This is a genomic window from Devosia sp., assembly GCF_041917035.1.
Taxonomy (GTDB): Bacteria; Pseudomonadota; Alphaproteobacteria; order Rhizobiales; family Devosiaceae; genus Devosia_A.
In genome coordinates this window covers 1-13416 of the sequence record NZ_JAYRYM010000097.1, presented here as the reverse complement: position 1 = coordinate 13416, position 13416 = coordinate 1, and the positions used below count along the sequence as shown (strand labels likewise).

General features: G+C 68.9%; 9 protein-coding genes and 1 pseudogene. 8 read left to right on the top strand and 2 right to left on the bottom strand.

Going from position 1 to position 13416, the window contains the following annotated elements; all coding sequences use genetic code 11:
• Positions 1-239 precede the first annotated feature (239 nt).
• Positions 240-1406 (top strand): lipid II:glycine glycyltransferase FemX, encoded by a 1167-nt coding sequence (locus tag ACE3TU_RS11605; RefSeq protein WP_374624318.1) that lies wholly within the window; start codon positions 240-242, stop codon positions 1404-1406.
• On the top strand, positions 1407-2738 hold the full coding sequence (locus tag ACE3TU_RS11600) for a lipopolysaccharide biosynthesis protein (RefSeq protein ID WP_374624316.1): 1332 nt from the start codon (positions 1407-1409) through the stop codon (positions 2736-2738). It begins immediately after the preceding gene.
• 24 nt (positions 2739-2762) lie between these two features.
• On the opposite strand, the gene ACE3TU_RS11595 is transcribed toward ACE3TU_RS11600, so the two are convergent.
• On the bottom strand, positions 2763-3329 hold the full coding sequence (locus tag ACE3TU_RS11595; protein ID WP_374624314.1) for a hypothetical protein: 567 nt from the start codon (positions 3327-3329) through the stop codon (positions 2763-2765).
• 170 nt (positions 3330-3499) lie between these two features.
• Between ACE3TU_RS11595 and acs the strand changes: the two genes are divergently transcribed.
• The 6 genes from acs (at position 3500) to ACE3TU_RS11565 (ending at position 11507) form a co-directional block, all read left to right on the top strand.
• Positions 3500-5443 carry an acetate--CoA ligase gene (acs, locus tag ACE3TU_RS11590; protein WP_374624312.1) on the top strand — a complete coding sequence of 648 codons (1944 nt, stop codon included), beginning with the start codon at positions 3500-3502 and terminating at the stop codon, positions 5441-5443.
• A gap of 363 nt (positions 5444-5806) precedes the next feature.
• Entirely contained in the window at positions 5807-6889 is a 1083-nt protein-coding gene (locus ACE3TU_RS11585; protein WP_374624310.1) for a glycoside hydrolase family 3 N-terminal domain-containing protein, read from the top strand.
• A gap of 103 nt (positions 6890-6992) precedes the next feature.
• Entirely contained in the window at positions 6993-7802 is an 810-nt protein-coding gene (locus ACE3TU_RS11580; RefSeq protein ID WP_374624308.1) for a UDP-2,3-diacylglucosamine diphosphatase, read from the top strand.
• Between the two features lie 143 nt (positions 7803-7945).
• A complete protein-coding gene (locus ACE3TU_RS11575) occupies positions 7946-8971 on the top strand; it encodes a glycosyltransferase family 4 protein (protein WP_374624306.1) in 1026 nt (341 codons plus the stop codon).
• A gap of 90 nt (positions 8972-9061) precedes the next feature.
• Positions 9062-10282: an MFS transporter gene (locus ACE3TU_RS11570; protein ID WP_374624304.1), complete on the top strand. Its 1221-nt coding sequence runs from the start codon at positions 9062-9064 to the stop codon at positions 10280-10282.
• Between the two features lie 22 nt (positions 10283-10304).
• The gene (locus ACE3TU_RS11565) at positions 10305-11507 is read left to right on the top strand and encodes an MFS transporter (protein ID WP_374624302.1); all 1203 of its coding nucleotides are present in this window, start codon (positions 10305-10307) and stop codon (positions 11505-11507) included.
• 143 nt (positions 11508-11650) lie between these two features.
• Here ACE3TU_RS11565 and ACE3TU_RS11560 read toward each other — a convergent pair.
• Positions 11651-13416: pseudogene (locus ACE3TU_RS11560) on the bottom strand (hypothetical protein); the annotation flags it as partial.

The window sequence follows — 13416 nt, the reverse complement described above, 5'->3', positions numbered from 1 at the left end:
GCCTGCTGATCATCCTCTATGTCGCGGTGCGCATGGTCTATCACGGGCTGGACGAGGCGCTGTTCGCGCATGGCCTGCCGGCCATCCCGCTGCTCAAGGACGCGGTGGTCGCCGCGCCTGCCGTCGCTCACTAAGCCTCTCGTAACCAAGGCGGCGATTTGTCTGTCGGTCGTCGCCGTCGGGTAGGGTTTGCGTCAGCACTGCGGCGCTAGCGTCCCGGAACTTGTCCGGGACCATCAATGCCGTCTGCTGCTCTCAAACCGCTCGAACCGGCCGAACCGTCGCCCGCTTTTCCGGCGGCCACCGCACTCGCCATGACCATGCGCTCGGTGGAGCCCGGGCGCTGGGACGCCGCCGTCGCCCGCTTCGACGGCGTGTGCCAGGAGCAGCTGCATGCCTTCGCCGAGAGTCGCTGGCCGGGCGTCGTCGAGGAACCGCTGCTGTTCCAGATGGGCGAGCAGGTGGTCGGGGGGTGCCTCGTGATGGTGCAGCCGCTGCCGCTGCGGCTCGGGGCCATGGCCGTGGTCAAGTGGGCGCCGATGCTGGCCGACGATGACGCCCCCGATGCGCTGTCCCGCGTCTCGGGGATGATCGACCTGCTCATCGCCGAGTACGCCGTCCGCCGCGGCATGATGCTCTCGGTCCTGCCCCGCGCCAGCATTGCGGCCGAAAATCCGGAATACCGCCTGTTGCTGTCGCGTGGCTTCCGGCGCGGTGCGTCGCTGCTGTTTCCGAACCGCTACCTCGTCGACCTGCGCCTCGCCGATGCCGAGCAGCGTCGCAGCTTCAGCCAGAAGTGGCGCTATCACCTCGGCCGGTCGGAGCGCGCCGGCCTGAGCTTCGATTGCGTCGGCGCCGAGCGCTTCGCGGAGTTCGCGGCCCTTTACGCCCAGATGAGCGAGCGGAAGCGCTTTGCCGATCACTCGGCCTGGGAGACGGTGCCGCGCCTCCTCGCCATGCCGGAGTCTGCCTTGCGGCCGCGGCTGTTCCTCGTGAGCCACGCGGGTCGCGTCGTGGCGGGTGCCATCGTCTTTGCCGCCGGCAAGCGGGCCGTCTATCTGTATGGGGCGACCAGCGCCGAGGCGCTGGGGCTGCGGGCCGGCTACTTCCTGCACTGGCACGTTATCCGCTGGCTGCGCGACAATACCTCGGCCCGCTGGTACGACCTTGGCGGAACCGACGGGTTCCAGGGTCTGCACCAGTTCAAGAAGGGCATGGTCGGCGAGCGCGGCGTCATTCGTCCGGTTCCGCCGGTCGCCAACTACGCCGCCCGCTTCTGGCCGCGGCTCGTCGGCGAGGCCGCATTCGCTGCCCGCGAGGTCGTTCATCGCTCCGCTCGCCTGCTCGATCGCCTGCGTCCGGGCCGGGCGCGTCCCGATCAGCCCCGTCCGGGCGGGCGGGTCTAGATGGCCATCGGGCGACGCCTGCTGTCGCAGTCGGGTGCGCTGTTCGCCGCCCGCCTGTTCGGTGCCGGCGTGACCTTCCTCGCGCAGGTGGCGATCGTCCGGATGTGGGGCGCCGAGACGCTGGGGCAATATCTGCTGGTCATCGCGGTGGCCAATGTCGCCGGCGTCGCCCTGCCGCTCGGCTTTCAGACCGTCGGGTCTTATTTCGCCGCCGAGTATCGCGCGCAGGGGCAGGGGGCGCTGCTGCGCGGCTTCCTCCTGCGGACCTACGGCCACGTCGCCCTGGTCGCCGCGGTGCTGCTGGCGCTGGGCCCGGTCCTCCTCGCCGGCCTCGGTGCATCCGCCGACCTGATCGCGCTCCACTGGCTGCCGGCCTGGGTGATGACCGTCGCGGTCGCATTGTCCTACTGCAACGTCGCGCTTCTCGTCGGCCTCGAGCGGCCGTTCGCCGGCTATCTTGCCGAGGCGCTGTTCCGACCGCTGCTGATCACCGCGGCGCTGCTGATCGCCGGCGCCGTCGCCGCCCCCGGTCAGCGGGTGGATGCCATGCTCTGGGTGCTGTCGCTCGGCTTCGGGCTCGTGGTGCTGGCGCAACTGGGCCTGCTGCTGGCCACGGTGCGGGCCATTCCGGCCGGCGCGGCCCGGCCAGCCGGGGAGGCACGGCGCTGGTGGCGCTTCGCCTTGCCCTGGACCGTTGTCGCGCTGGCGACCGATTTCTTCTTCGATATCGACCTGGTGGTGCTCAGCGGCTATCTGGATCACGCCGATCTCGCCGTGTTCGGGGTCGCCGCCCGCGTCCTCTCGCTGGTGTCGTTCGGCGTGGCGGCGGTCTATGCCGTCACCCTGCCGCGGGTGTTCGAGCGCGAGGCGGCGGCGGATCGCGTCGGCGTCATGAGCCAATTGGGCGATGCCAACCTCGTCGCCAGCCTCGTCTCGCTCGGTCTGCTCGTGGCAGTGGTCGCCGCGGCGCCGCTCCTGCCGGCGGTGTTCGGCGCGGAGTTCTCCGGCGGGGTCTGGCCGCTGGCCGTGCTCTGCCTCTCGCTGCTGGTCAGGTCGGCGTTCGGGCCGGCGGCCCTGGTCCTGTCGATGCACGACAAACCCTACGCGCCGCTCCCGGCGATCGGCCTCGGCCTCGGTGCGCTGCTCGGCATGAACTGGCTCCTGGTGCCGGCGCATGGCCTGCTCGGCGCGGCGCTGGCGGCACTGCTGGCGCAGTCGCTGTGGTCGGCGGCGATGTGGCTGACGGCCTACCGCCTGGCCGGGGTGGATGTGTCCATCCTGCCGCGGCTCAGGGCGCTGCTCGGCCGCGAGCGGCTGGCGCACCGCGACTAGCGGTCAGTTTCACCACTCACCCCGCTACCGCCCCAGCAGCGTGTCGAGGCGCGCCCGCCAGCGCGCCAGCCGGCCCATGCTCATGCCGGAATCGTAGGTGTCGGTGACCTTGGTGTAGAACTTCTCCATCACCACGTAGTCCTGCCCGAAGATGTGCTGGCGCAGCAGCGCCGCCTGCTCGTAGCCGTAGCGGCGCAGCAGCGCGAGGGCGACCTCGTTCTCGGGCCTCACGAAGGTGAAGGCCTTGTGGAACCTGCCGTTGTCCCAGTGCTCGTCGAACACGCGCATGCCGTGCATGCCCAGCCGCGTCTTGCGGTGGGAGGGGAAGATCCAGCTCCAGTAGCGGAAGATGGCGCCGGTCTCGGGTCCCGAGATCAACCCGCCACCGGGCTCGTCGTCGACGGTGAGGACGATGACATGGAACGGGTCGACGCGCTGCAGGGCGTGCAGGAACCCCTTGGTGAGCCGGCCCTTCTCGTGCGCCTTGAAGCGATCGGAATAGTGCGGGGACTCGTCGATCACCGCCATCAGCTCGCGGTGGATGAGGTCGATGTCGGCGCCGGTGGCGGCGCGGTAGCCGAGTGCGGGCATAGGGGCCATCCTGTTCCTGCGCACTATCGGCCGAAAGCGCCGAAAAAGGCGTTTATCGGGACGGTTTCCATACGCCTAAGGAGTGACAACCCGTCCGCTTGCTCCTGCTTATGCTGTTCATTAGAAAACCCTCATAGGTCACCTCGTTTGGTGGCATGGGAGGACTGAGTATGACCGAACCCCTGATCTTTCACCCGAGCGCGGCGGCGATCGCACGCACCAACACCACCGCGGCGCAGTACGCTGACGAGTACGCGCGCTCGGTCAGCGATCCCAATGGCTACTGGAAGGATCAGAGCCGGCGGCTCGACTGGGTCAAGGCGCCCACCATCATCAAGAACACCACGTTCGAGTATCCCAATGTCTCGATCAAGTGGTTCGAGGATGGCGTGCTCAACGTCTCCTACAACTGCATCGACCGGCACCTCGACGAACACGGGGACGACGTCGCCATCATCTGGGAAGGCGACGAGCCGGGTACGCAGGAACTGATCACCTACCGCAAGCTGCACGAGCGTGTCAGCCGCTGCGCCAATGTGCTCAAGTCGCTGGGCGTCAGGAAGGGCGACCGCGTCACCATCTACCTGCCGATGATCCCGCAGGCGGCCTATGCGATGCTGGCCTGCGCCCGCATCGGGGCGGTGCACTCGGTGGTGTTCGGCGGCTTCTCGCCGGATTCGCTCGCCGGTCGCATCAACGATTGCGACAGCCGGGTGGTGATCACCGCCGACGAGGGCCGGCGCGGCGGCAAGATCGTGCCGCTCAAGAAAAACGTCGACCAGGCGCTGCAGGATTGCCCCGGCGTCGAGAAGGTGCTGGTCGTCCACAATACCGGCGCGGATGTCCTGATGAAGGGCGCGCGCGACGTGTGGTGGCACGAGGCGGCGGCCGGCGTCGAGCCGTTCTGCGATCCCGAGCCGATGAACGCCGAGGATCCGCTCTTCATCCTCTACACCTCCGGCTCGACCGGCAAGCCCAAGGGCGTGCTGCACACCACCGGCGGATATCTGCTCTGGGCCTCCTACACGCACCACAAGGTGTTCGACTACACCCCGGGCGAGGTCTACTGGTGCACCGCCGACGTCGGCTGGGTCACCGGGCACAGCTACATCGTCTATGGGCCGCTCGCCAACCGCGCCACCAGCCTGATGTTCGAGGGCATCCCGAGCTATCCCGATGCCTCGCGCTTCTGGCAGGTGGTGGAAAAGCACAAGGTCAACATCTTCTACACCGCTCCGACCGCCATCCGCGCGCTGATGGGCGCCGGCGCCGAGTTCGTCGACAAGTACGAGATGTCGAGCCTGCGGCTCATCGGCTCGGTCGGCGAGCCGATCAATCCCGAAGCCTGGCTGTGGTACCACAAGCACGTCGGCAAGGGCCGCTGCGAGATCATCGACACCTACTGGCAGACCGAGACCGGCGCCTGCATGATCTCGCCGATGCCGGGCGCGACGCCGACCAAGCCGGGCTCGGCGACGAAGCCCATGCCGGGCGTCAAGCTCGAGGTGCTCTCGCCCGAGGGCAAGATCCAGGAGCAGACCAAGGCCGAGGGCGTGCTGGTCGTCACCGACAGCTGGCCGGGGCAGATGCGCACCGTCTATGGCGATCACCAGCGCTTCGTCACCACCTATTTCGAGACCTACAAGGGCTACTACTTCACCGGTGACGGCTGCCGTCGCGACGAGGACGGCTACTACTGGATCACCGGCCGCGTCGACGACGTGCTCAACGTCTCGGGCCACCGGCTCGGTACCGCCGAAGTCGAAAGCGCGCTGGTCTCCCATCCCAAGGTCTCCGAGGCCGCCGTGGTGGGCTATCCGCACGACCTCAAGGGACAGGGCATCTACTGCTTCGTCTCGCTGATGGCCGGCGAGAAGGGCGACGATGCGCTCAAGACCGAGCTCAGGAACTGGGTGCGCAAGGAGATCGGTCCGATCGCCTCGCCCGACCTCATCCAGTTCGCGCCCGGCCTGCCCAAGACCCGCTCCGGCAAGATCATGCGCCGCATCCTGAGAAAGATCGCCGAGAACGAGTTCGGCGCGCTCGGCGACACCTCGACCCTCGCGGACCCGGGTGTGGTCACCGACCTGATCGAGAACCGGCAGAACCGCTGATCGTCTCCTGAGCGGCAGATCGGCCCATTGGCCGATCTGCGTCCTGCGGGCCGAACTGTGTCTTGCGGGCCGGGCACGCGGGGGGGGGGGGCCGTCCGTCCCCACGCTCGGTGTCACCCCGGCGCAGGCCGGGGCCCATCCTGAGACGCCATCACCAGCCACCGCGCGAGCGGAGAGCACTGGGTCCGCACCGGGATGACATCTGGGTGCTGCCGGTCTCCGCGATCTCCGTCCTGAGCCTCCCCCGCCCGCGGGGGAGGGAGAAGAGGCGCAGTCTGCTGCGTAGGCTGGTACGCTCCCTCTGGCGTTTCGCCGCAATTTCTTGGCACAAGCCCGCACCCGATTCTCCGAGACCTTGCAGCCATGCGCCTCGCCACGCCCCTCCTCGCGACGATCCTCATGATCTTCGCATCCCCGGCTTTCGCCCAGTCCGTCGACGAGATGGCGGGCCAGATGATCGTCGTCGGCTTCGGTGGCGACGATGTCGGCGACAAGTCGGTGAAGGCGGCGATCGCCGAGATCGCCTCGGGCGGCATCGGCGGCGTCATGTTCCTCAAGACCAACGTCAAGAGCCGCGCCGCGGTCGAACAGATGAACGAGGCGTTCCGCGCTGCGGCGCCGGGGCCGGTGCCGTTCATCACCCTCGATCAGGAAGGCGGGCTGGTCGAGCGGCTCACCGAGGCCGTGGGTTTCACCGAGATCGCCGACGCAGCGACCATTGCCGGGCGCAACACGCCGGCCGAGGCGAGGCCGATCTACGACCAGCTCGCCGAGGGCGTCGCCGGCTGGGGCTTCAACGTCAACTTCGCACCGGTCGTCGATCTCGCCGTCAATCCGAAGAACCAGGTGATCGCCAGGTTCGGCCGCGCCTACGGCAAGACCGGGGCGGTCGTCGCGGCCTATGCCGCCGAGGTGGTCGCCGCGCATCACGCCGCGGGGCTCGTCACGTCGCTCAAGCACTTTCCCGGCCACGGCTCCTCGACAGCCGACAGCCACGAGGGCTTCGTCGACATCACCCGGACATGGACGGATGCCGAACTCGTCCCCTACCGCGAACTGATCGCTGCCGGCTACGAGGACATGGTGATGGTCGGCCATCTCATCGACAGCGAGATCGATCCGACCGGCGCGCCCGCGAGCCTGTCGTCGCCCTGGATCGAGGGTGTCCTGCGCGGCGATCTGGGCTTCTCCGGCGTCGTCATCACCGACGATCTCGAGATGGGTGCGATCCGCGATCACTACTCGCTGCAGGAGACGGTGGTCCGTGCCGTTCGCGCCGGCGTCGACGTGCTGCTGTTCTCCAATACCGCCAGGCCCCGGGCCTCGCTCGGCGACGAAGTGCGCGCCATCCTCGTGGCCGAGGCCGACAAGGACCCCGATTTCCGGGCCAGGATCGAGCAGAGCTACCGGCGGATCATGGCGCTCAAGGCGCGGATTTCGCGCTGAAAGCGGCCGTTTTCCCCACCCTAAGGGCCGATGACAACGAAAACCGCTGCGTCCCCGGGGGCGCTTGGGGTAAACTCGACGGCGGACCAGCAGGGAGCGCGGCATGATCGAGGAGGGCAGGGAGGTGCGGCGCGTCCGCGCGCTGTTCATCTCCGACGTGCACCTGGGGATGCGGCCGACGCGCATTCACCAGCTCAACGATTTCCTGCGCTGGCACGATGCCGACACCATCTACCTGGTCGGCGACATCGTCGATGGTTGGCGGCTGGCGAAGGCCTGGTTCTGGCCGGCCGAGTATCATCACTTCGTCGACCTGCTGCTGGAAAAGGCACTCGGCGGCACCCGCATCGTCGTCCTGCCGGGCAATCACGACGAGTTCCTGCGCGAGTATCTCGGCACCTATTTCGGCGAGGTCGAGTTCGTCGATCGCACCATCCACACCACGGCGCAGGGCAAGACCTATCTCGTCATCCACGGCGACCAGTTCGACGTCGTCGTCGCCCATGCCAAGTGGCTGGCGCATGTGGGTGATTGGGCCTACCGCTTCGCGCTGCGCATCAACGTCGTGATCAACTGGGTGCGCCGCCGGCTCGGCCTCACCTACTGGTCGCTCTCGGCCTGGGCCAAGCACAAGGTCAAGAACGCGGTCAGCGTCATCGGCCGCTTCGAGGAGGCGCTGACGCTGGAGGCGCGCGAGAGCGGCTCGGATGGCGTCATCTGCGGGCATATCCATTATGCCGACATGCACGAGCGCACCGGCATCCACTACGTCAACACCGGCGACTGGGTGGAAAGCTGCACCGCCATCGCCGAAACGCACGAGGGCGTGCTCGAGCTGCTACGCTGGACCGAGACGCCGCTGCCGCGCAAGCCCCGCCGCCTGCGCCTCCGCCGCGCCGCCGTCGGCCAGTAGCCGCATCCCACCGCCGTCGCTCGACCTCGTCCGACGACCGGTCCGGCACGCCTCTCCGCCGCCACCGGTCGGCGACGCGCTGCCTTCACACCCCTGACACCCGACTCCCCTACACCCTCGCCATCGTGTCGAGGGATAGTGCCATGTCGAAGGTGCTGATCGTAACCGATGCCTGGCTGCCGCAGACCAATGGCGTGGTGCGCTGTCTCGAGGCGGTGGGGCGCGAGCTGGCCGCCCGCGGCCAGGCGGTCACCTACCTGACACCGATGGGGTTCTGGACGTTTCCGCTGCCGACCTACCCCGAAATCCGGCTGTCGATGGTCGCGCCGGGGACCATTGCCGGCATCGTGGCGCGCGAGAGGCCCGATCACATCCACATCGCCACCGAGGGGCCGCTCGGGCTTGTCGCTCGGCACGTGTGCCTCGAGCAGGGGCTGCCCTTCACCACCAGCTACCACACCCGCTTCCCCGAATATGTCGCGGCCCGCGTGCCGATCCCGACGGAGTGGACCTACGCCTTCCTGCGCTGGTTCCACGCGCCCGCCGCCGCGACGCTGGTCCCCACGGCCTCGATGCGGGACGAACTGGCCAGCCGCCAGTTCGACAACCTGCGGGTCTGGACGCGCGGTGTCGACCGGACGCTGTTCCATCCCGGACCACGCTCGCATTTCCTCTCGCTGCCGGGGCCATGCCTGCTCTATGTCGGCCGGGTCTCGGTGGAAAAGAACGTCGAGGCCTTTCTCCGGCTCGACGTGCCGGGCAGCAAGATCGTCGTCGGCGATGGTCCGTCGCGCGCCGAGCTGATGGCGCGCTATCCCGAGGCGCATTTCCTCGGGCTGCGGCGCGGCGAGGAACTTGCCGCGATCTACCGCTCGGCCGATGTCTTCGTCTTTCCCAGCCGCACCGACACCTTCGGCAATGTCATGCTCGAGGCGCTGGCGTCGGGTGTTCCGGTGGCCGCCTATCCGGTGACCGGGCCGCGCGACGTGCTCACCGACCCGGCGGCCGGAGTGCTCGACGAGGATCTGGCGGCGGCGGTCCGTGGGGCCCTGCGGCTCGGTCGCGACGGCGCGCTCGCGCATGCCGCGAGCTTCACCTGGAGCCGCTGCGCCGACCAGTTCGGGGCGGCGCTGGTCCCCCTCCGGCCGCGTCTTGTCCGGGCGGCGTGACAGCGGACTGGCGTTGCGACAGTTGATCTTTGCCGTCGGCGGCGGCAGTGTCGCCCCGGTGCGCGGATTCTCCCGCCCGGAGCACACTTCATGCCTTCCCCCGTTACCGCCCCGCGGCTCTCGCCGGAGTTGCGCGCGGCGATCTACCATTTTTCCGTCTTCGGCACGAATGGCGCAATCTCGGTGTATTTCGGCATCTGGCTGGTCAACCGGGGCATCGGCCCCGACGAGATCGGCGTCATCAATGCCGCGCCGGTGCTGCTCATGCTGGCGCTCAACGTCTTCGTCGGACGGATCGCCGATCGCGCCAGCGACTGGCGCGGGGTGATCATCGCGCTGTCGCTGATCGCGGGCGCGGTGCCGATCGGGCTGTTCTTCGTTTCGGGCTTCTGGGGCATCCTGCTGATCTGGACGCTGTGCATCATGCCGGCCTTCGCGCTGGTGCCGATCATCGACGCGGCCACCCTGCGGATGACCGAACGACGCGGCACCGATTTCAGCACCGTTCGGGCCTGGGGCACGGTGGGCTTCATGGTGGCGAGCATCGCCGCCGGGCCGATCCTGGGCTGGCTGGGCGATGCCGCCTTCGTGCCGCTGTTCGTCGCTCTCGCTCTCGGACGGGCCCTGCTGGCCTTCCAGTTGCCGCGCTTCCGCACCGAGCGCGCGCCGAGCGCCACGGTACGGGGCGGTGCGACGCGGCTCGGGCAGGTGGTGAAGCCCTGGTTCGTGCTCACCCTGCTCGGCCTCGGCATCCTCTATTCGACCCATGGTGCGCTGGGCGCGTTCGGCGCCCTGCAGTGGAGCCGGCAGGGGATTCCCGAGGGGCTGATCGGCCCGTTGATCGGCACCATGGCGGCGGCCGAGGCGGCCATGATGTTCGTCTGGAAGCGGCTCAACCTCAAGGTTTCGGCCCGCAACCTGATCATCTTCGCCTGCCTCGTGGCGGCCGCGCGCTGGACGGCGATGGCGTTCCTGCCGCCCGTCTGGGTGCTGTTCGCACTGCAGATGCTGCACTCCATCACCTTCGCGGTCGGGTATCTCGGGGGCATCTACTTCATCGCCAACTGGACCAGCGAGGAGATCGCTGCCGAGGCGCAGGGCTTTTCCTACGTGCTGCAGCAGGGCATGTCGGTCGTGGCGCTGATCGGCTTCGGCTGGTTCTACGGCGCCGTCGGGCAGTGGGCCTGGGCGGTGCTCGGCCTCTATTCGGTGGTCGGCGCCCTGCTGGTGCTGCTGTCGCTGCGGCTGCGACCGCCAAGCCCCAGGCCCGTCGGCACGGACCAGCCGGCCACCGCCAGTGCCGCTCCCTGACACCGGGCTCCGGAGGCCATCCATGTCGTCCCCCGTCGCCACCGAGCGCGGCCCGAGCCCCGAGTTGCGGGCGACCGTCTACTACTTCATCCTGTTCATGGCCGGCGCGGTGATCACCGTCTATGGCGGCATCTGGTTCAAGGACCAGGGGCTGACCGAGGGCGAGATCGGCATCATCAATGCCCTGCCGGTCCTGATCATGCTGCTGCTCAATATCGGCATCGGGCGCATTGCCGATCGCGCATCGGACTGGCGGCAGGTGATTGTCATCGGCTCCGTCGTCGCCGGCGTCGCCTCGGTGACGCTCTACTTCGCCCAGGGCTTCTGGGGCATCCTGATCGTCTGGACGCTGCTGTCGCTGCCGGCCGCGGCGATCGGACCGGTCGTCGATGCGGCGACCATCCGCATGACGCGCCGCCGCGGCACGCAGTACGGGCCGATCCGGGCCTGGGGCACGCTGGGCTACATGGTGATGCTGGTCGCCACCGGCTTCGTCATCTCTTGGCTCGGCGGCGGCGTCTTCCTGCCGCTGTTCGTCGGCCTGTCGCTGCTGCGAGCGGTCGCCGCCTTCGGCCTGCCGCGCTTCCGGGGGCCCCAGGGCGCCGAGGTGCCGGCCGGGGGTGACGCGGCGCGGCGGCTGCGCGATGCGATGAAGCCCTTCTTCGTGCTGCCGCTGGTCGGCTGGTCGATGGTGTTCGGCACCCACATCGTCCTCAACGCCTTCCAGGGGCTGCTCTGGCAGCAGCAGGGCTTCTCGGAGAACCTGATCGGGCCGCTGCTGGCGGTCGGCGCCATCGCCGAGGCGGCGCTGATGTTCGTCTTCGGCCGGTTCGCCAAGCGCTTTTCGGCCCGCACGCTGATCCTCGTCTCGGCGCTGGCGGCGGTGTTTCGCTGGGCCTGCATGGCGCTGCAGCCGGGTCTCGAATGGCTGGTTCCGCTGCAGGCGCTCAACGCCATCACCTTCGCGCTGGGGTTCCTGGGCTGCATGCACTTCATCGCCAACTGGACCAGCGAGGAGATTGCCGCCGAGGCGCAGGGTTTCTTCCAGGTGCTGCAGCAGGCGATGACGGTCGTCGCGCTCGTCGGCTTCGGCTGGCTGATGGGCCTGATGGGGGCCCAGGCCTATTTCGTCGCGGCCGCCTTTGCCGCCTTCGGCGCCGTGCTGATCTGGCTGTCGCTCGGCCTGCACGGGCCGAAGCGCCCGCAGGAGGCGCCCCTGGCCTAGGGATCGCGAGCGAACCCCGTCGGCTCGTCGAGGCCACGTAGCTGGCCGAGGCCGGACTGCCGTCGAAGGCTCGGGCCCGACTGCCAAAAAACAAGAGCCCCGCGGTTTCCCGCGGGGCCAGTGAGGTCAACTTCCGGTTCGGATCAGCCGAGACGGCCGCTGGCGTGGGCCAGCATTGTGTAGACCCTGCCGCGATCGCTCAGCAGGTACTCGCGGCTCTCCTCGACCGGATTGGGTCCGGTCGCGGCGCGCTTCAGCAACTGCTCGAACTCGGCCATGTAGGTCGCGGCGGTCTTTGCGAAATCGGCGTCGCGCTGGATGCGCTTCCTGACCTCGTCATAGGTCGCCTGGCCGGACAGGGTGTAGATGCGGCGCGAGAAGACGTTCTGCTCGCCGTTCTGGTAGCGCTGCCAGGCCTCGGCGAGCGCCGCCTGGTCCATCGAACGGGCGATCTCGTCGGTCAGGGTGTTGAGGCCCTGCTGCGGCGGCGCGGCGGCGGGGGCGGGGGCCGGGGGCGCCGGCTGGGCTGCGGCCGGACCGGAGGCGTTGCGCAGGACATCGCGCAGCCAGCCGCCACCTTCCTCGGCCTTGGCCGCGGCGGGCACGGGAGCCGGCTTGGCTTCCGCCACCACCTGCGGGCGCGGCGCGGTGACCACCGGCGCCGGCACGTCCGGCATCGGCACGAAGCGCGGCTTGGCCGGCTCGGCGGCACGGGGCGGCTCAGGGCGCACCGGCTCGGGACGGACGGGCTCGGGGCGCGACACGGGTTCCGGGCGCGAGACCGGCGCCTCGTCGCGAATGATCGACTGACGGGTCGGGGCGGCCGGACGGCGGTCGTTCAGGTCGTGCGTCGCCGGCTGCGCCCGGACGATGGCGTTGAGTTCGGCCAAGGCCTCGATCTGCTCGGCGACCACGCGGCGCATGGCGGCGGCGCTGGACCGGGTCTCCTCCGGCAGTTCGATCACGCCGCGTGCCAGTTCAGAACGCGTGCTCTCGAGTTCGGAGCCCACTTCCTTGGCGGTGGCGCGCATGGCGGCGGCGGTTTCGTTGAAGCGCTGCGTCGCCTCCTCGAGTGCCTGCTGCATCTCGAGGATCATCGTCGCCTGCGTCTGGCGCAGGGCGTCAGCGGCCCGCTGGCTCTCCGAGCCGGCGGTATTGGTGAAGGAGTTGAGCTGGGTGGCGACGCGCTGCGAGGTGTTCTCCAGCGCTTCCTCGAGCAGGTTGGTGCTCTTGCCGAGCACGTCCTGCACCTGGGTGGTGCTGGTGTGCAGGGCCGACTGCAGATGCTCGGTGGTCTCGGCGAGGCCGGTCCGCACCTGTGCATTGGTCTGGTCGAGCGCCGCCTGCACCTGCTCGGTCGTCGTGCTGAGCGCCGCCTGCACCTGCTGGGTGGTGCTGCCGAGGGCGGATTGCAGCTGGTCGGTGGTCGCGGCGAGGGCGGTCTGGACCTGCTCGGTGGTGGTGGTCAGCACCTCGTTGAGCTGCGAGGTGGTCTCGGTCAGCACCTCGTGCAGCTGGCTGGTGGTGCCGTTGAGGGCCGCGCTGATGCTGCCCGAGGTCTGCTCCAGCGTGTCGGCCACGTTCGAGGTGGTCGAGGCCAGGACCTGTTCCATCACCTCGCGGGCGTTGACCAGGCGCGCCTCGGTCTCGCTGACCGTATCGGCGATGGACTGGGCGAAGCCGCGCATCCGCATGTCGATATCGTCGGCGCGGGCGGCGAAGCTCTGCGCCAGCGTGTCCATCGCGGCGCGGCGCTCGTCCAGCATGGAGAGCGTCATGTTGCCGGTCGAGTTCAGGTTGTCGGCGGCGCGGTCGAGGCTCTGCGCCTCGGAATTGAGGTTGCCCAGCATCGAGCCGAACTCGGCGACCATGCCGGCAATCGAGGTGCGCAGCGCACCCACGTGCTCGG

Bases quoted from the DNA above. Each gene is read 5' to 3' on its own strand.
- ACE3TU_RS11605 (WP_374624318.1), top strand. From the start codon at position 240: ATGCCGTCTGCTGCTCTCAAACCGCTCGAACCGGCCGAACCGTCGCCC.
- ACE3TU_RS11600 (WP_374624316.1), top strand. From the start codon at position 1,407: ATGGCCATCGGGCGACGCCTGCTGTCGCAGTCGGGTGCGCTGTTCGCC.
- ACE3TU_RS11595 (WP_374624314.1), bottom strand. From the start codon at position 3,329: ATGCCCGCACTCGGCTACCGCGCCGCCACCGGCGCCGACATCGACCTC.
- acs (WP_374624312.1), top strand. From the start codon at position 3,500: ATGACCGAACCCCTGATCTTTCACCCGAGCGCGGCGGCGATCGCACGC.
- ACE3TU_RS11585 (WP_374624310.1), top strand. From the start codon at position 5,807: ATGCGCCTCGCCACGCCCCTCCTCGCGACGATCCTCATGATCTTCGCA.
- ACE3TU_RS11580 (WP_374624308.1), top strand. From the start codon at position 6,993: ATGATCGAGGAGGGCAGGGAGGTGCGGCGCGTCCGCGCGCTGTTCATC.
- ACE3TU_RS11575 (WP_374624306.1), top strand. From the start codon at position 7,946: ATGTCGAAGGTGCTGATCGTAACCGATGCCTGGCTGCCGCAGACCAAT.
- ACE3TU_RS11570 (WP_374624304.1), top strand. From the start codon at position 9,062: ATGCCTTCCCCCGTTACCGCCCCGCGGCTCTCGCCGGAGTTGCGCGCG.
- ACE3TU_RS11565 (WP_374624302.1), top strand. From the start codon at position 10,305: ATGTCGTCCCCCGTCGCCACCGAGCGCGGCCCGAGCCCCGAGTTGCGG.